At 58.5% G+C, this 18,020-nt stretch carries 19 protein-coding genes; 14 read left to right on the forward strand and 5 right to left on the reverse strand.

Annotated features, from left to right (window positions below; translation table 11 throughout):
- Nucleotides 1–146: 146 nt before the first annotated feature.
- From B5M41_RS17020 to B5M41_RS17040, 5 genes are all read right to left on the reverse strand, one after another.
- The gene (locus B5M41_RS17020) at nucleotides 147–1,037 is read right to left on the reverse strand and encodes a DUF3991 and toprim domain-containing protein (protein WP_134653166.1); all 891 of its coding nucleotides are present in this window, start codon (nucleotides 1,035–1,037) and stop codon (nucleotides 147–149) included.
- Nucleotides 1,038–1,229: 192 nt separating this feature from the next.
- On the reverse strand, nucleotides 1,230–2,513 hold the full coding sequence (gene repC, locus B5M41_RS17025; RefSeq protein ID WP_134653168.1) for a plasmid replication protein RepC: 1,284 nt from the start codon (nucleotides 2,511–2,513) through the stop codon (nucleotides 1,230–1,232).
- A gap of 237 nt (nucleotides 2,514–2,750) precedes the next feature.
- On the reverse strand, nucleotides 2,751–3,806 hold the full coding sequence (repB, locus tag B5M41_RS17030; RefSeq protein ID WP_413713177.1) for a plasmid partitioning protein RepB: 1,056 nt from the start codon (nucleotides 3,804–3,806) through the stop codon (nucleotides 2,751–2,753).
- Nucleotides 3,803–5,026, reverse strand: a complete 1,224-nt coding sequence (gene repA, locus B5M41_RS17035; protein ID WP_134653172.1) for a plasmid partitioning protein RepA — start codon at nucleotides 5,024–5,026, stop codon at nucleotides 3,803–3,805. The genes repB and repA overlap by 4 nt, the downstream gene beginning before the upstream one ends.
- A 359-nt stretch (nucleotides 5,027–5,385) precedes the next feature.
- Entirely contained in the window at nucleotides 5,386–5,742 is a 357-nt protein-coding gene (locus B5M41_RS17040) for a transcriptional regulator (protein ID WP_230640172.1), read from the reverse strand.
- 95 nt (nucleotides 5,743–5,837) lie between these two features.
- On the opposite strand from B5M41_RS17040, the gene B5M41_RS17045 reads away from it, so the two are divergent.
- From B5M41_RS17045 to torT, 14 genes are all read left to right on the forward strand, one after another.
- Entirely contained in the window at nucleotides 5,838–6,377 is a 540-nt protein-coding gene (locus B5M41_RS17045; protein ID WP_134653331.1) for a hypothetical protein, read from the forward strand.
- Nucleotides 6,378–6,379: 2 nt separating this feature from the next.
- Entirely contained in the window at nucleotides 6,380–7,066 is a 687-nt protein-coding gene (locus B5M41_RS17050; protein ID WP_134653333.1) for a lysozyme family protein, read from the forward strand.
- On the forward strand, nucleotides 7,063–7,362 hold the full coding sequence (locus B5M41_RS17055) for a TrbC/VirB2 family protein (RefSeq protein WP_134653335.1): 300 nt from the start codon (nucleotides 7,063–7,065) through the stop codon (nucleotides 7,360–7,362). Before B5M41_RS17050 ends, B5M41_RS17055 begins: the two co-directional genes overlap by 4 nt.
- Nucleotides 7,363–7,367: 5 nt before the next feature.
- Nucleotides 7,368–7,709 carry a VirB3 family type IV secretion system protein gene (locus B5M41_RS17060; RefSeq protein ID WP_134653337.1) on the forward strand — a complete coding sequence of 114 codons (342 nt, stop codon included), beginning with the start codon at nucleotides 7,368–7,370 and terminating at the stop codon, nucleotides 7,707–7,709.
- Entirely contained in the window at nucleotides 7,702–10,083 is a 2,382-nt protein-coding gene (locus tag B5M41_RS17065) for a VirB4 family type IV secretion/conjugal transfer ATPase (RefSeq protein ID WP_134711091.1), read from the forward strand. Before B5M41_RS17060 ends, B5M41_RS17065 begins: the two co-directional genes overlap by 8 nt.
- Nucleotides 10,083–10,781 (forward strand): P-type DNA transfer protein VirB5, encoded by a 699-nt coding sequence (virB5, locus tag B5M41_RS17070; RefSeq protein WP_134653101.1) that lies wholly within the window; start codon nucleotides 10,083–10,085, stop codon nucleotides 10,779–10,781. The genes B5M41_RS17065 and virB5 overlap by 1 nt, the downstream gene beginning before the upstream one ends.
- Complete coding sequence (locus tag B5M41_RS17075) at nucleotides 10,778–11,011, forward strand: EexN family lipoprotein (RefSeq protein WP_134653099.1); 234 nt, start codon at nucleotides 10,778–10,780, stop codon at nucleotides 11,009–11,011. The genes virB5 and B5M41_RS17075 overlap by 4 nt, the downstream gene beginning before the upstream one ends.
- A 5-nt stretch (nucleotides 11,012–11,016) precedes the next feature.
- Complete coding sequence (locus B5M41_RS17080; RefSeq protein WP_134653097.1) at nucleotides 11,017–11,952, forward strand: TrbL/VirB6 family protein; 936 nt, start codon at nucleotides 11,017–11,019, stop codon at nucleotides 11,950–11,952.
- Between the two features lie 34 nt (nucleotides 11,953–11,986).
- On the forward strand, nucleotides 11,987–12,253 hold the full coding sequence (locus B5M41_RS17085) for a hypothetical protein (protein ID WP_134653095.1): 267 nt from the start codon (nucleotides 11,987–11,989) through the stop codon (nucleotides 12,251–12,253).
- Between the two features lie 4 nt (nucleotides 12,254–12,257).
- A complete protein-coding gene (locus B5M41_RS17090; RefSeq protein WP_134653093.1) occupies nucleotides 12,258–12,929 on the forward strand; it encodes a VirB8 family type IV secretion system protein in 672 nt (223 codons plus the stop codon).
- Nucleotides 12,926–13,780 (forward strand): P-type conjugative transfer protein VirB9, encoded by an 855-nt coding sequence (virB9, locus tag B5M41_RS17095; RefSeq protein ID WP_268998370.1) that lies wholly within the window; start codon nucleotides 12,926–12,928, stop codon nucleotides 13,778–13,780. Before B5M41_RS17090 ends, virB9 begins: the two co-directional genes overlap by 4 nt.
- 13 nt (nucleotides 13,781–13,793) lie before the next feature.
- Complete coding sequence (gene virB10, locus B5M41_RS17100) at nucleotides 13,794–14,966, forward strand: type IV secretion system protein VirB10 (RefSeq protein ID WP_134653091.1); 1,173 nt, start codon at nucleotides 13,794–13,796, stop codon at nucleotides 14,964–14,966.
- A gap of 7 nt (nucleotides 14,967–14,973) precedes the next feature.
- On the forward strand, nucleotides 14,974–15,987 hold the full coding sequence (gene virB11, locus B5M41_RS17105; protein WP_134653089.1) for a P-type DNA transfer ATPase VirB11: 1,014 nt from the start codon (nucleotides 14,974–14,976) through the stop codon (nucleotides 15,985–15,987).
- A 952-nt stretch (nucleotides 15,988–16,939) separates the two neighbouring features.
- On the forward strand, nucleotides 16,940–18,019 hold the full coding sequence (gene torT / locus B5M41_RS17110; RefSeq protein WP_230640174.1) for a TMAO reductase system periplasmic protein TorT: 1,080 nt from the start codon (nucleotides 16,940–16,942) through the stop codon (nucleotides 18,017–18,019).
- Nucleotide 18,020 lies beyond the last annotated feature (1 nt).

Here is an 18,020-nt window from a genome sequence, read left to right on the forward strand (position 1 = left end):
GGAACTGTAGCTTACTGATCTCAACAACAAGGATATTGCCGCTGCAGATGTGGCAGCGGTCTCTGCCTTCGGCCGGTTGTCGATCATCCGGTTTAGCGTTGGCGCACCCACCAGAATCGTCCTCCTGTGGCTCAATCCAATTTATCTCATCTCTGCCGCAGCTGATCATTCCAATCCTCAGCTTCAGGCCACAACCTCATGAAAGTCGCGCCCGCCGTCTCGGCAGCAACCCTCAATCGCGCTGCGTAGACATCACCTTGGTCGTCTCCATCGCATGCTGCCACGAGGCGAGTGCCAGGTCGCGCGGCAAGAGCCGTAATTCGGTCGGCTGTCGCAGGAGACCAGCCTCCGCCGGTACTCACGTACTGGGTGTCGTCACGCCAATCCTCAATGGCGGCGAGGCTCAACGCATCTATCGCCGCTTCCGTCACGCAGAGGCGTAACGCATCATCATTGCCGATAACAAAAAGCGCCTTCGTCCCTCCATTGGAGAAGCCTCTCCACGCGGACCCGCGCTCCTCCCATCCCGTTACCGTATTTGAGGAATTGGTATGGGCTGCCCAGATGGAGCCCCGAGGGCCTTCCTTGAGTTTGCCAGCAGCAACGGCTCGCACGAGAGTGTTCTCCGGGATAGCGCGTTCGGACGCGAGATATGCCCAGGCGGCGGATCCATGGGCCAGCCATGGTCTTTGAGACCAACGCCTTGCGATCGCCGCAAGCGAAGTGGACTTCGACTGACGCTGCCATGCCGGCTCGACAGGTTGAAATGCGACGAGCCCGGCAATCAGCTTCAGTGCCGACCCGAAATCAACAGCACCAAGATGCTGTGCCAAGGATAAGACGTCGCCTTTGGCCACCGATGTAGGATCGAACCACCCTCGCCCGCGGTGAACCACAATGATGATCTCTCCGTCCCCACGACGATACTTGGTCGCCTTTGGCGTGCTCTCTCGCAAATCAACTGTCCAGCCGGCGCTTTCCAATAGCGCCGCGCACGACACCTCCGCTTTAAGCCTTTCGACGTCATAATGTGGCATGGGCTTCCCCTGAAAATCCAATCGGGGAGACAAGAGACCGCGCATATGCCGTCACAGTTGTGATGCCGGTCACATATCCCTTTGAATTAAATAGCATTATCTCGTTCCCAGAACAGTCAGCCCTGTGAGCCGCCGCATCTTTCTCGCGCTTCTCGCCCCAAAGAGTCACAGCTGTGACTCCCGAACGATCCGTTATGCGGGCCTCTCACCTATCCGTTTGATGGCGCCGTCCACCAATCCGAACAAGCTCTTCTCCAGATGCAGGTTCCCTTCGACAGCGCGATCGATCATTGCCCGGAAATAACCTCCTGGGCTCGTAATCTGATCCGGCGATCGGGCGGCCTTCTCAAGCACTGTGGCAAGAATTGCGGCGGCTGCAAAGCGACCGACCCTTGCCGATCCATCCAGCCATCCAGCCTCGGATAAACCAATCATGAGACGCATTGTAGAGGCCGCGGCAGCCAGCTCAGGCCAACTGCGAATTTCAGCCCCTACCATCTCGCATGCCTGGCGGCAGGCAGATCTAACAAGGCCAACCGACACGGACGCAAGGACCTGGGATTGGATTTCGTCTACCGTGCCCGCAGATTTCTTCCGAACAGGGGGATGGCTTTCGGACTGGACTGCGCCAGACTTTTTTTCGGTTGATATTCCGGCCGCTATGCGGCCGGAGTGGTCTGAATTAAGCTCTCGCTCGTGAGAGCGAGTCCGTTCTTTCTTACGTTCAAGAGAGTTTTGAGGGGTTGTATTAATAATAGACATGACGCTGATGTCACCCTCGCCCGACATTTTGTGCGGAACATATTCTTCTGTCACCGCAAGAATGATCCGGGCGTGCATAGCCTCCAGTGCTTCCGCCTCCCCCTCCTTGTCTAACCCTAAGCCCTTCAGGCCTTGCAGTTCGCTGTGCCAAGCCTCAGCGTGTTCAGGGTATGCTGCACATGCGTCAATGATGGCGCGCGACGTCCTGCTGACGATCCTGCGGGCCTCCTGCTCGCTGTTCAGCCGAGCCTGGAAGTCCTCGACGAGTGCCTTCAATTCATGCAGCCGTACTCTCGCCGGCGTGAAATCCAGGCCGTAGCCCTTCGAGATATCTCCGTCCTTGTCGCGATATACAAAACGGCGCCCCGTCGGGCTGTCACGATATGCGATAATGCCGGCCTCCACGAGGCGCCGAATGCAGCGCGTCACCTGCCGCTCCGAGCGAGCCGTGTATTCAGCGAGCTTCGCGTTGGAGATCGCCACGATCGGGCGGTTCGACCCCGTCCAGTCATCAGCACGCGAGAGCCCGATGAGGATATCCATGATATGGTAGGTCGAACCATCGATCCCGAGGATCGGTGCTGCCTTCTTCAGGAGGATTGCGACCTCCGCCTTCGTCGACTCGGGGATATCATTTGCCATTGCGAGCCGAGCGCTCGCGAGTATTGCAGGTGTAACGCGTCTGAAGGACGCGATCTCAGTTCCTCGGACCATAGCTAACCATCCCGCGACCAAGCGACCGCGGCTCCAACAGGTGAGTAGATGTCTAGCCAACAAAACAGGCGCAAAATATCGAGCCGAGGCTTGAACCCAGGGCTTGATTGTATCAGCGCCTCGTCCTAGAATCAGTTTGCTACGACTGATGCTGACGGGACGGGAACGTTCTGTTGGCTATGGATCAAAGGGCTTACCGATTGCAGTCGGTGAGCCCTTTTCCTTTCAGGGCTTAGTTCATTGCTCTTCGCCTCGCTCCGAACGTTTGAATTCTTCCAATAGTGTCGGCAGACGCTCGACAAGCCAGGTCGAAAGCCCGGCGGCCGGCGCGTGAGGAATGGAAAATTGCATCGCCTTGGACGTCCGCTTTGTCGTCACGACCACCCCATGGCCGAGATCGATTTCGGCCGACTCCGGCGTGTTGGTTGGTCGTGACGATCTGTCCAGCACACGCATCACCGCGGTGAACCGATCGTCCGAAGCAAGCGCCTGGAACCTCTCCGAACCAACCAAGCCGTTGAGGGCCGAGTTCGTATCCGACGGGAGCTTCTGGTCCTTGAAGAAGGCGCCGAGCTTTTCCCATTTGGGGCGCCCGGTCGCGGGCGCTGGACCGATCCTGCGGGCGAGCGCTTCGGGAACCGCGTTGGCGGTCGCCGTCAACATCGAGATATAGGCGAGCCCCTTTTCTTCGTTGCGTCCCAGCGCCCTTGCAATCGTCTCTCGAGAAAAGCCACGCTTTTTGAGATCGGATGCGTACAACGCCTGCTCGATGAACGAAGGATTTTCACGCTCGGCGTTTTCAATCCCCTGAGCGACGACGAGCTCTTCGTCCGTCATCTGCATGACGATCGCACGAACGGGAATGCCTATTATCTGGCAGGCGCGATGGCGCCGGTGCCCGTAGGCGATCTGGTACTGGCCAGGATGGTCCGGAAGGGGACGAACCAGTATAGGAAGCTTCTGACCTTCTCTGCGAATGCCTTCGACAAAACCAGCGAATTCCGGGTTCTCCTCGAAGTCCATCCGGTCCCGAACAAATGCGGGAACGACACTCGCCGGATCCAGTTCTACTGCGCTATCACCCGATTGAAGCTGCGCTCGCAACCGTTCGTTCTCGGCCTCAACCGCTGAGAAGGTCTGCTGCATCGACTTCACCGCACCCGACATGCTGCCGGATGAGGCTGGTCGAACGGTCGTTCCGACGGGGGAGGGGATATGCTTTTCCAACTCCTCGCGATTCACATTAGCGAAAAGGCTCTTCATCCGGTTGGAACGATCCTTGGCGTTAGTCATGTCCGACCCCATACCTGATTAAGGTGGTTCAGAATCTCCTGATTGACGCTGTCTACCGATTCCAACGCGCGATTGAGCGTGTCTCTGCCCACCGTACCCCTCGCCATCTCATAAAGGCTCTTCTTCTCTAATCCGGCACTGGCTATCGCGGTTGTTTCCACGACTACAGGTGCCAGCACATCCTCGCCGAAGAGCGATCGAAGAAGGGCAACGATATTGACCTGGGGAACGTCATTCGGGTCGTGACGCGTCAACACATAGCGGATGAAATCGTGGTGCAGATGACCACCATTCTCCTCAATGACCTGGAGAATGTCGCTGGTCATCTTGAGGAACTGGTTCATGCTCGAGACGTCAAGCATCGCAGGATGGACAGTTACAAGGAGGGCGCTCGCCGCATAAAGCGCACCAAGCGTCAGATAGCCGAGCTGTGGGGGAGCATCGATAAGGACCACGTCATAGTCGTCTTCAACGCTGGCGATGACGGATCCAAGGCGGCGGAAGAACATGCCTTCCCCGCGGCCGTCACCGCGCGCGATAGCCTGAGGGGTCTCGTGCTCGTATTCCATGAGCTCGAGATTGCCTGGGACGAGGTCAATACCTTCGAAATAGGTCTTACGGATCACGCTCGCGAGCGGAACACGCTGCCCTTCATCGTAGCGGATAGCGCCGTAGACGGTCTGGTTATCTTCGACGTCGATCTCCGGCTGGTACCCGAACATCGTTGACAGAGATGCCTGCGGATCAAGATCAATCGCAAGGACGCGAAGTCCTTGTAAGGCGAGGAAATGTGCAAGATGGACTGTCGTGGTGGTCTTGGCCGACCCGCCCTTAAAATTGGCCACGGCCACGATCTGAAGCTTTTCACCAACTCGCCGACGCGGAAGAAATTCCAGTGCTTCTTTCGGCCGTTTTTTGGCAAGATGCTCTCGAATCTCATTAATCTGAGCGAGGGTATAGGCGCGGCGACGGTTATCCTTGCCGTGTAGCTCCGGGGCAGCGCTCTCTCCATCAAGAGACATCTGTCTCAGAGTCGATTCTGCGATGCCAACCATCATCGCCGCTTCACGGGAAGTGAAGGTTTTGAGAGTCTTCTTGGCCTCGGGCGGATACATCTGAGAGCGGAGCGTCTGTAGCTGCGCCGCAAGCAAATGCGAGTGACGCGTAATCTTGGAGACGGACTCCTCGACAGGAGATTTGGTGGCTGCAGCAGCGGGCATATCGCTCTCGACGGAAAAAAACTGACAATCGCTGAAAAAACGTCGCCAACGATTGCCCGATTCCGGCGGCCGGTCAAATCTTAATTGGTTAACAAATGGTTAACGTTAAAGAGTCGTCCGCTTCGACCGCTGCAAATCCCCAATGAATCAAACCACTTGGCGAGTTCCGCGATCGGGCTGGTGATCGAACAAAAAAGAGTCGATAACCTGTCGTGAGCATGTGCGGCGCCCACCCAAGTAGCTTTTCAACGCGACTCACTGGTTCGAAACGTCAAGCGCCAAAGGATGAAACGCGATTCTGCCCCCTCGCCATTACCCTCGCGTAGGAACAACGGCATACTTTAATGAGTTAAATCGACCTAGCTGCCGTCGGCTCCAGCTCGAAGCAATGCAAAAACCGTCGGAGACAGCGCAAACTGTCTAGCCGTTCCGCGACCCATTGAGTTCTTTCCAAGCGTTTCAACGAGCACTCCGCGCGCAACGAGCAAGTCCATCGTCTCGACGACCCCGCCTCGGGTCATTCCGGTAAATTTGATGATATTTGAGAGGGTTAATGCTTCGCCGGCTAGGTGCATCATATAAAGGATGTTCAACACGCCGATCTGCTTGATCCGGGACTGCGCCGTCTCGTCTTCGAGCGGTTTTTCGAGAATCTCACGCACGGCGAAGGCCGATAGCGCTTGGCTTTGCCATCCGTCACTCAATTTGCTTGCCATCGATTTAACTATCTATTATTTGCATAGTATGAGCGTTGGGGAGAGGCGATTCTTCGTATCCCGTCCAACGAAGTTTCAATCGGAGGGTAGGGGGCATGAAGAGCCTTTTCTTTCGAACGGTCATAACGGCGTTAGGGTTCGGTTCACTATATCTCAGTTCTGGACAAAGTGCTCGTGCCGACGAATGGGGTTGCCAGGTTGTCCTGTGCCTATCCAACCCCGGCGGCCCGACACAATATGCTGAATGCCGTCCGCCTATCCAGAAGCTCTGGAGATGGCTCGCCAAGGGCCGTTCTTTCCCGACCTGCAGCGGTGTTGGCTTCCAAAGCTCCCGCCCTCGGTACGAACCCTATTATTGCAACGACGGATACCGTTTGTCAGCCGGCTATGGCCCGACCGGGCGCGACGGAACCTGCGTGTCGACGTCGATGCAGCCGGTGAGCGACAGCCTGTGCCGGCGCGACAGAGACAGTGCCGGCGGGAGCAATGGCTCCGTGATCTCGCCACGCTGGCAGCAAAACGATGGCCGCACCCAGTGCATGGCCCACACCCTGAGCCGTCCACTGGTCCGTGAGAAACCTCGATACATCGATGTGACGATCGACGGCGTCGGCAAGCAGAGGGTCTGGTTCTAGGCATGCCCGTTGCTTTTCTCGATCTTGCGCAGACCTGCGCACCCTTTGTTGCGTCCGAAACTCTGGCCGGCGTGGTCAGTCTCGAGAGTCGGTTCGCGCCTTTCAATATTCGCATCAACAGCGGCCGGCCACTCAAGACACAGCCGGCATCAAAGGCCGAGGCGATCGAGATCGCCGCAGCGCTGGTAGCCGAGCATCACGATATTCAGCTCGGTCTCGGCGGCATCGGGATCGAAGAGCTTCAAAAGCTGAAGCTCTCTATTTCCGACGCCTTCGATCCCTGCCTGAACCTGCAAGCCACGGCTACGCTGCTGGACGGATACTATCGTCTTGCCGTCAAGGTCGGCGCGGATTCCGCCCGGGCCGAACAGGTGATGCTTCAATCCTACTACGGGCGCGACGATCCCTCGGTCGGCGCGATGGTCAACTACGACGACCAGGTCCGCCGAGAGATCAAACGGCTTGGTCCGACCATCGCCCGGCTGACGATCACGGATGAGGGGGAGGGGAGGGGGATCGACGAACCTATCGCCTCCGATCCGGCCGATCTCGTCGCAGAAGTGGTTGCAGAGAACTCCGAGCAGAAGACCGCCACCATAGCTTCCCCAGCCACATGGGACGTCTTCAACAGCCGGCGCGGCTCTTCCGTCCTGGTGTTTCAGAACAATCAAATGGAGCAGAGTGAATGACCTTCAGTCCCCGTATCCGCGCGTTTGCGGCCCCGTCTGCGATGGCGCTCGCTGTGGTAGCGATGCTGGTCGAGCCGGCTTTTGCACAGGCCGCCGGCATCGAGACGATCCTGCAGAACGTCGTTGACCTCCTTCAGGGCAACATCTTCAGGCTGTTCGCCACCATCGCCGTCATCCTGATCGCGCTCGCCTGGATGTTCGGTTACATGGACCTGCGCCGCGCAGGCTACTGGATCGTCGGCATCGGCGTGATCGCCGGCTCCTCAGAACTCGTCAGCACGATCATCGGGAGCTGACCCCCATGGCGACCAGGCGACCCGAGCTCGAGGAAGACACCCTGTTCATCGCCTGCACGCGCCCGGCGATGATCGCGGGCGTGACGATGGAGGCCATGGGCATCAACGTCATGGCGACCACGATCTTCTACCTCGCGGCCGGCTCGGTCGCCTATGCACTCGTCGGCGTCGTCTTCCATTTCGTCTTCCGGGCGCTGGTCAAGCACGACCACAACATGTTCCGGATCCTGGTGGCCTGGGTGGAGACGCGCGGCCGGACCCGGAACGGCGCCTATTGGGGCGGAGCCACGCTTTCGCCGCTGAAGCTTGTCCGGCGCTTCGACGAAAGGGACCTCGGATATGCCTAGTATCGCCACTCTCAAGTCCCGCGAGCTTGCTCCGGAAACCTTCATCCCCTATGTGCGTCATGTCGATGAAACCACCATCGCACTCGATTCTCGCACGCTGATGGTGATGGTGGCGCTCGACGGCGTGTCCTTCGAGACCGCCGACGTTCTCGACCTCAACACGCTCCATCGTAATCTGAATACGCTCTATAGGAATATCGCGGATGAGCGGCTTGCCTTGTGGACGCATCTCATTCGACGTCGCGATCGCGACTATCCGGACGGGACGTTCGCAACGCCTTTCTCGGCCGCGCTCAACGAAAAGTATCGCGAGCGCATGGTGCGCGAAGACCTGTTCCGCAACGACCTCTTCCTCACCATCCTCTGGTCGCCGGCGCGCGATCCGGCCGACAAAGCCGCGAAGCTGCTATCCCGATTGCGGCAGCGATCCCGCTCCGGTATCGAATTGGATGAGGAGGCACTGAAGCACCTCCAGGACAAGCTCGTCGACGTGACCGCCGGCTTGAAACGATTCGAGCCGCGCGTGCTCACCCTCTATGATCACGACGGGTTCCTGTTCTCCGAACCGAGCGAGGTGCTGCACCAATTGGTTGGCGGCCGGCGCGAGCCAGTCCCGTTGACCGAAGGCCGGATTTCCTCGGCCATCTATTCCGATCGTGTCATTATCGGCCGCGAGACGATCGAAATCCGCCATGAAGCGGAAAGCCGGTTCGCTGGCATGTTGAGCATCAAGGAATATCCTGCCCGCACGAGAACGGGGATGCTGGACGACGTGCTGACCAGTCCCTTCGAGTTGATCCTGTCGCAATCCTTCTGCTTTGCTTCGAAAGCGGACGCCCGCATCATCATGGGTCGAAAGCAGAACCAGCTTGTGAGCAGCGGCGACAAGGCCGCCTCCCAGATCGATGAACTTGACGATGCGATGGACGATCTGGAATCGAACCGCTTCGTGCTTGGAGAACATCACCTGACGCTCGCCATCTTCGCTGCGTCGGTAAAGGAACTGACGGACAATCTGGCCAAGGCGCGCGCCAGCCTGACGAACGGCGGCGCGGTAGTCGCTCGCGAGGATCTCGGTCTCGAGGCCGCCTGGTGGGCGCAGTTGCCGGGCAATTTCCGCTACCGCGCGCGATCGGGAGCAATAACGTCCCGCAACTTCGCAGCGCTGTCGCCTTTCCACTCCTATCCGATCGGACAGAAGGACGGCAACGAGTGGGGACCGGCAGTTGCGTTGCTGAAGACAGCATCCGGGTCGCCCTACTATTTCAATCTCCACTATGGCGATCTCGGCAACACCTTCATGTGCGGCCCATCGGGCGCTGGCAAGACGGTGATCGTCAACTTCATGCTGTCGCAACTCGAAAAACACGATCCGCATGTCGTCTTCTTCGACAAAGACCGCGGCGCGGACCTTTATGTCCGGGCCGCCGGCGGCAGCTATCTTCCCCTCAAGAATGGCACGCCCACCGGCTGCGCTCCCCTCAAGGCCCTCGACCTCACACCGGAGAACAAGGTCTTCCTGACCCGTTGGGTCGGAAAGCTTGTCGGTTCCGGCTCGCGTGAACTGAGCGTCACCGAGTTGCGCGATATCGCCGGCGCCATCGACGGGCTTGCCGATCTGCCGACGGAGCAGCGGACGATCGGCGCGCTACGCACCTTCCTCAACAATACCGACATGGAGGGGATTGCGGCCCGGCTACGACGGTGGGAGAGGGGAGGGCCGCTCGGCTGGGTCTTCGACAACGTGATCGAGGACATTGGCTTCGGCGACTTGGGCGGCAACGGCAAATTCATCGGCTATGACATGACCGACTTCCTCGACAATGAGGAAATTCGCACCCCGCTGATGGCGTATCTCTTCCACCGCGTTGAGCAACTGATCGACGGCCGCCGGATCATCATCGTCATCGACGAATTCTGGAAAGCGCTGCAGGACGAAGGATTCCGCGACCTTGCGCAGAACAAACTGAAGACGATCCGCAAGCAGAACGGCCTTATGCTGTTTGCCACGCAGAGCCCGCGCGACGCTCTGATCTCGCCGATCGCGCATACGATCATCGAGCAATGCCCGACGCAGATCTTCCTGCCCAACTCCCGCGGCAACCATTCCGACTACGTCGAAGGGTTCAAGCTCACCGAGCGTGAGTACGAACTTATTGCGAGGGAACTGTCCGTCGAGAGCCGGAGATTCGTGTTGAAGCAGGGACACAACAGCGTCGTCGCCGAACTGAACCTCAACGGCTTCGACGACGAACTCGCGATCCTTTCCGGCCGTACGGCCAATGTCGAGCTACTCGACGCGATCCGCGCCGAAGTCGGCAACGACCCGAAGGACTGGCTACCCGTTTTTCAAGCAAGAAGGAGTGCAAGTTGATGGCATCTTATCGACCCCGCGGTGTCGCACTTGCGGCCGTGCTCATCCTTTCCGGCGGCGGCGCGGCAGGGCAGGGGATTCCCGTGATCGACCAGACGGCGATTTTGAAGCAGATCGAAAGCATCGCGCAACTGAAGTCGCAGCTCGACGCCCTTCATCAGCAGATCGAGCAGGCCCAGCAGCTCTACGGTTCGCTTAACAAGCTAACCGACATGGCTGATGTGGCGAGTGTGCTCAACGATCCTTCGATCCGCAAGGCCCTTCCATCGGACTTCGCGGCGATCGAGGGATTGTTGAAGGGCGAGGGAACGGGCGTGTTCAAGGATTCCGCCTCCAAGTTCCTGGATGGCAATTCCACTTATCGCACCGACGCGGACGATTTCTATGCCAAGGAACTCGCGCGCGTGCAGAACAAAAACGCGGGCCAGATGAGCTTGGGACAGCAGATTTACGATGCGGCCACGAAGCGGATCGACGGAATCGACCAGCTTCGCGAGAAGATTTCGACGGCAAGCGATGCCAAGGAAATCGCCGACCTTCAGGCACGGTTGCAAGCTGAACAGGCGTTTCTCCAATCCGACGTGCTGCGGATGGAAGGTCTGCGCATGGTGCAGCAGGCGCAGAACCAGGTCGACGAGCAACGCAAGGCCGAGGACTGGCGCCAGCGCATGGATGCGATGAAGGCGGCGCTGCAATGAGGCGATCTTTGCTCGTTTTGGCACTCCTCCTCCTTGCGGCTTGCTCAGAGAAAACCGAGCAATCCTATACCGTCGACCAGCTGACCGCCGACGAGACACTGCTCTCCCGCATTACGGCCGAGTGCCGCAACAATCCGGGCGAGTTGCGGCAAACCGCCAACTGCCAGAACGCGGAAGCAGCCGACGGCAAGCTCCGCCTTGAGAAGATGCGAAAGGCCTTGGGGGGCTGAAGGTCATGTATCAGGTGTTCGAGTTCATCGATGGGCAGTTCAAGACGCCGTTGGAGACGTTCGTCTCGGAAGGCACCTCGAACATTGCCGAATGGGTGAGCGGCCCGCTGACGGCAGCGGTGACGCTTTACGTCATTCTCTACGGCTACCTCGTGTTACGCGGGTCAGTGCAGGACCCAGTCCTGGAATTTGCGTTCCGGGCGATGAAGCTGGCGATCATCGTCATGCTGGTGAAAAACGCCGGCGAATACCAGACCTACGTCACGAACGTCTTTTTCGATATCCTGCCGCGCGAGATCGCCCAGGCACTAAACACCGGCACGACGCCCAGCGCCAGCACCTTCGACAGTCTGCTCGACAAGGGCCAGGCTTCCGCGACCGACATTTGGTCTCGCGCCTCCTGGCCGGTCGATATCGTCACCGGTATCGGCGGCATGATGGTGATCGGCGTCAGCTTTCTGGTCGCCGGCATCGGTTATGTCGTCTCGCTCTACGCGCGACTGGCACTGGCCATTGTGCTGGCCATTGGTCCGATCTTCATCGCTCTCGCTATGTTCCAATCGACGCGTCGCTTCACCGAGGCCTGGATCGGGCAGCTCGCCAACTTCGTCATCCTCCAGGTTCTCGTCGTCGCCGTCGGCGCGCTACTGATCTCGTGCCTCGATTCCACCTTCACGGCGATCGATGCCTATACCGACGTTCTCATGCGCCCGATCGCGCTCTGCGCCATCGGCATCGCTGCTCTCTATGTCTTCTACCAACTGCCGGCGATCGCTTCAGCCCTTGCGTCCGGCGGAGCATCGCTGGCCTACGGCTACACTACCGCGCGGGATGCGCATGAGGGGATGCTCGCCAGGGGAACCCGATACACAGGCCAGATGATCGGCCGCGGCGCGCGTTTCGCGGGCAGTGCGTTTGGCTCAAAAAGCGCCGGTGGGTGAGCGCATCTCGATAATAAGAAAAGGCCATTCCAATATGATCAAGACCACTGTTTCGCTTGTCATGCTTCTCTTACTCGGAGGGTGCGCTTCGCTGACCTATCCGCTTCCCAAGTGCGACGGCTATTCGCGTCGCCCGTTGAACCGCGCGATGTGGGAATGGGAAGGCGACAGCACTTTGAAGCGCCCGCATTCGGATCGGCGATCCTCTTCCTCGGCCACGCCTTATGCCGAGGAGGGCAGGGAACCGGCTGCATTTGCCCACCTTGATATCGACGGCTCGCATCGCCGTTGCGCGGGGTGAGGACATGGTCTCGACAGACAATCTCAAGAGCTATTTCGAGAAGGCGCGGCGTTTCGATCAGGATCGGATGATGCAGATCGAGCGGTCGAATCGGATCGCCTGGTCGATTGCGGTCGTCGCCAGCGTCATCGCCGGCGTTTCCGTCTTTGCGGTCGCGGGACTGACCCCGCTGAAGACTGTTGAACCCTTTGTTGTGCGCGTCGACAATTCCACGGGTATCGTCGATGTTGTCTCCGCGTTGACCTCTTCCGCCGGCACCTATGATGAGGCCGTCACCAAGTATTTTGCTGCCAAATATGTCCGCGCGCGAGAAGGGTATGTCTGGAGCGAGGCGCAGGAGAACTTTCGCACGATTGCTTTGCTTTCGACGCAGGCCGAGCAGGCGCGGTTCTCTGCGATCTATCGCGGAAGCAATCCGGAATCGCCGCAGAACATTTACGGCCGCGCTGCTACGGCAAGGATCAACATCGCGTCGATCTCGCTGATCAATCAGAACGTGGTCTCGGTTCGCTACATGCAGACGATCACACGTGGAGACGAGGTTCGCACGAGCCATTGGGTTGCGACCCTCACCTATTCCTATGCCAACGCCCCGATGTCGTCGACGGATCGGCTTGTAAACCCCCTCGGCTTTGCGGTCAGCGAATACCGCGCCGATCCGGAGGCAATCAATTGATACGAAAAATCATTCTCGCTACGGCTCTGATTGCGGAAGCCGCTTCGTCGGCCGTTGCGCTGGAAATTCCACGCGGCGCGTCGCAGGACAGCCGCGTCCGGTTCGTGAACTACCAGCCGTTCAATATTACCAGGATCGTCGGCACCTTGCGCTCCTCCGTGCAGGTCGAATTCGCGGCGGACGAGGAGATCGCGCATGTCGCGCTCGGCAACAGCGTCGCGTGGGAGGTGGCGCCGGCGGGCAACATCCTGTTCCTGAAGCCGCGCGAAAATCAACCGGTGACGAACATCTCCGTGGTGACGACGCGGCGGGACGGCTCGACGCGCAGCTACCAGATGGAGCTCACCGTCCGCGATGGCTCCGTCGCGGTCGGGCAGAACACGTACTTCTATGTGAAATTCCGCTATCCCGGTGATGAAGCGGAATTTCGCCGCCAGCAGGCCGCCGCTCGCGCGTTGGCCAACCAGGCGAAGGAAGCTGACAATGTGCTCGCGCTTCACGAAGCGTACGGGCCGCGCAACTGGCGTTATTCAGCGCAGGGATCGCAGGCGCTGGAACCGCAGAGCGTCTATGACAACGGCAAGGTCACGACCTTCGCTTTTGTCGGCAATCAGGAAATGCCGGCCATCTACATGGAGAATTCCGACGGCTCCGAGAGCCTGGTTCCGAAATCCGTCGATGGCAACCTGGTGATGGTTCACGCAATCAGCCGTAAGTTCATCCTTCGCCGCGGCAAGGACGTGCTGTGCGTCTTCAACGAGGCCTACGACCGTGTCGGCATCAATCCGGACACCAACACGACCTCACCGTCGGTAGAGCGCATCGTCAAGGGCGATGCCGCAGCTCAGTAGGAAAGGGGAGACCATGGCCCAGGAAGATGAAGACCGCATTCCCGGTGAGCGCGCCGAAACCGTCACCGGCCGGCGGATCGATAACAGCCCGGTTCTGAAGCGAGGCGCGGTTGCACTCGCCGTCGTGGCGTTCATCGGCTTCGCTTTGTGGTCAACGACAGGCAAGAACGCAAAAGATGAAAACGCGCAACCGGATCGCATCGTCATTCGCCAGACGACGCCCTTCGAAGCCGCCAAGGAGAAGGTCGAGCCAAAGGAGGTCGTCCCCGAGGCGAAGCTTCCGACCCCGGTTGTGGAACCTGTTGCCGAGGAAAAGGACGAATTGCTCGACTCGGCGCGTCGTGCGCCGGTGATGGCCTTCAGCGGCGGGCAGAAAAATGCGACGCAGCGCCGCGAAGCGGAGAGTTCGGAGATGAACGCGAACAGCAACTTCCTACCGCTCGACAGCACCATGATGAACCAGAACCCACAGAATAGCGACCAGCAGCGTTTCGATGGTCTGTTGCGGCCGACGAAGCTCGAGGGTTCGCGGGCAGGCACTCTCGGCAATCGTGACTTCATCGTCGCAATGGGAACGCCGATCCCCTGTGTGTTGGAAACCGCCCTGGCGTCCGACCAGCCCGGGTTCACCAGTTGCGTGATCAATCGAGACGTTCTCTCCGACAACGGCAGGGTCGTTCTCATGGAAAAGGGCACCCAGGTCGTTGGCGAATATCGTGGTGGACTGCAACGGGGGCAGAAGCGCTTGTTTGTGTTGTGGAACAGGGCCAAGACGCCAAAGGGCGTGATCGTTACGCTCGCATCTCCTGCGACCGATGCGCTTGGCCGCGCTGGCGTTGACGGCTATGTGGATACGCACTGGTGGGAGCGGTTCGGCAGTGCTTTGCTTCTTTCCATCGTTGGAGATGCGACCAGCTACGCGAATAGTCGCTTGCAGGATAGCGATGTGGATGCGCAAAACACGACCAGCGCCGGCCAACAGGCGGCCGCGATCGCCGTCGAGCAATCGATAAACATCCCCCCGACGCTGAACAAGCATCAGGGCGAACTTGTCTCGATCTTCGTCGCTCGCGATCTGGATTTCTCCGGAATCTATCGCCTACGCGTGACGGAGCCACGCAACCGCATTCTCGATCGGGCGGTGCTGGGGGATTTCGCGCCCGACTCGAAGCTGGTAACGAAGTAGCGCGGCGATGACAGAAGCGCAGGATGCGGCGGTTGTTCGTGAGTTGCTGAGGCCGTTTTCGGCGTTCTTGCAGGATCCCTCACTCTATGAGGTGATCGTCAATCGGCCCGGGCAGGTGCTGACCGAAGGACCCGGTGGGTGGCGGACCCATGATCTTCCGGAGCTTTCCTTCGACAAACTCATGCGGCTTGCCCGGGCCGTCGCCAGCTTTTCGCATCAATCAATCGACGAAAGAAGACCGATCCTCTCAGCGACCCTTCCAGGCGACGAGCGGATCCAGATTGTCATCCCTCCTGCAACGCTAAAGGGCACGGTGAGCCTGACGATCCGCAAACCGTCATCCGTCGACTTTACGCTCGAGGACTTGGAGAAAAGGCAGTTCTTTGCGAGCACACGAACCGTTGAGACGGATGCGCCTAGCGACGATGGCGAGTTGCTTAACCTCTACCGTAACGGTCAGTTCAAAGAATTCTTGCGACAGGCGGTCGTCTCCCGGAAGAACATTCTAATTTCGGGAGCAACGGGTTCAGCGAAAACAACCCTCTCCAAAGCCCTGATAAAGCATATTCCGCAGGAAGAGCGGGTCATTTCGATCGAGGACACCCCTGAGCTCATTGTCCCGCAACCGAACCATGTGCGATTGTTCTATTCGAAGGACCGACAAGGCTTGTCCCATGCAGGTCCGAAGGAGCTATTAGAATCTAGTCTTCGTATGCGCCCCGATCGCATCCTCATGCAGGAGCTTCGTGATGGCACCGCCTTCCACTACGTTCGAAACGTCAACTCCGGCCACCCGGGTTCCATTACCACTGTGCATGCCGACTCCGTCGCGCTCGCATTCGAACAGCTGACGCTCTTGATAAAGGAGTCCGATGCGGGGCGAGACATTGAGCGTGCTGAAGTCTTGAACTTGCTGAGAGCATCGATCGATGTCGTTGTTCAATGCAAACGGGCCGATGGAGCGTTTCGAGCGACTGAAGTGTATTTTCGCAATGATCAACAAGGCATCAAGACACCTTGATCCCGGCGCGCGGAAGCCGTGGCCCCGGCAAGCCAGTTGGTCTGACCAAGTGCAAAGAGGTCGTTGGCGACGACGATCGCGGTCGGCCGGTCATTGCGTCCCATAACCCTATCGGTCGAGGTGCTGCCTGCTTCAAGGATGTAGCTTCCCTCCGCGATGATGGGCCTCAAGCTATGTTCCTGGGTGGTCTCGCGGGAGGCGTTTGCACTGCGCCAGCCACCTACCCGCCTGTGATATGTCGCATTCTTGCGCATCCAAAGGCGAGCCATTCACCCCACTCAAATAAGCAAACGCGTGGGCAAGTTTTACCTCTCGAATTGGAAGAGGCCGTCTCTGTCTTGCTGCTCTCGCAAGCCCTAGAAGGCGGCACCTCTGAATTTGTTGTCCGCCGACGACACTCAGACTCGATCTCGGCGATCAAGGTCTGATGAGCGTATGTTTTCAACGCGACTCAGAGAAGACGAAGCATCTTCGTTGGCACTCAGCGCCAATGTGTAAAAGTTACGTGAAAAAACAATTTGACAACGAATGACGTGCGTATAATCTATAAAAAAAACGAAAATCGAACATTTCGAGTGGGAACGTGACGAAACGAAAATTTGGCGTCTTTTGGCGGCCTGAGGATTGTCCGCGCGTGGCAACGGGCAAAGCTTGGTTGAAAGCTCGCACAGACAGTGTTTGTGCGCTGAGTATTGCCAATGCCGAAGCTCTTTGCGGTGACAACGGCCTCCCCGTTAAAAACGCCGTCTCGTTAGTGGGGTGCATGGTGCTCGCCCCTGTAAAAAGTTCCCTCTCAACCAAAACTATCCACGACGCCATATCGATCTGAGGGACCCTTGATCTCTATCTCAATCGGTTTGGCGGTCTGTGTCGATTTTTGCCGTCTCGCCGCGCGAGACGCCGCGTTTCGGTTTTGCGAAGTCAATAGCGTACATCAACTGGGAAGGTGAAAATGAACAACAGAGTGGGAACTTTATTACTGTCATCCGTCCTCGTCGCAGGCTCTATCGGCTCGGCGCTCTCGCAGGACAAGCCGTGGTATCCGGTCGCCGTAGAATCCTGGGAGCCGGCCTTCGACATGGCAAGCCCGCGCAAGACGATCGAATATATTCCGGCCGCAAAACCTTCCAAGCCCTACAACATCTGCGTCTCTGTACCACACATAAAGGACGCCTATTGGATGTCCGTCGACTATGGCGTCACGGAAGAGGCAAAGCGCCAAGGCCTCACGATGACCGTACTGGAAGCTGGCGGATACACCAACCTCGCCAAACAAATCTCGCAAATCGAAGATTGCGTCGCTAGCGGTGCGGAGGCAGTGATCATCGGCGCGATTTCTGAAGACGGGCTTAACAACATGATCAAGGAAGTCTCATCGCAGGGAATTCCGGTCATTGATTTTATGAACGGCGTCACTTCCAAGGACATAGCGGCGAAGTCGCTCGTCTCGTTCGGCGAAATGGGTGCCGGCGCAGGTCGCTATATTGCCGGGAAGCACCCACAAGGCACAGGCAAAGTCAAGGTTGCCTGGTTCCCGGGACCGGCCGGCTCTGGTTGGGTCGAGGCCGGCAACAAGGGTTTCGACGCGGCAATCAAGGGCAGTGACGTCGATCTCGTAGATACCCGCTACGGCGATACTGGTAAGGAAGTGCAACTGAAGCTCGTCGAGGATGCGCTCGAGGCGAACCCGGACTTAACTTACATCGTCGGTACAGCGCCGACGATCGAGGCTGCAATCCAGGTGCTGAAACAGCGCGCTCTGACCGGTAAGATCAAGCTCGTTTCGTATTACATGACGCCAGCCATCTATCAGGGCATCGTCAAGGGCGACATCATGGCTGCGCCGACCGACCTCGCCGTCATACAGGCGCGCATCGCAGTGGACCAAGCGGTGCGGATCCTCTCAAAGCAGGATTTCATCAAGCATGCAGGGCCGAAGCTGCAGCTCGTGGACTCCGCCAACGTCAAGGAATTTGACGCCTTGTCGTCGGTCGCACCCGACGACTTTAAGCCGGTATTCAAGGTAAACTGAC

This window comes from Shinella sumterensis (genome assembly GCF_004514425.2).
In the GTDB taxonomy this organism is placed as follows: Bacteria; Pseudomonadota; Alphaproteobacteria; order Rhizobiales; family Rhizobiaceae; genus Shinella; species Shinella sumterensis.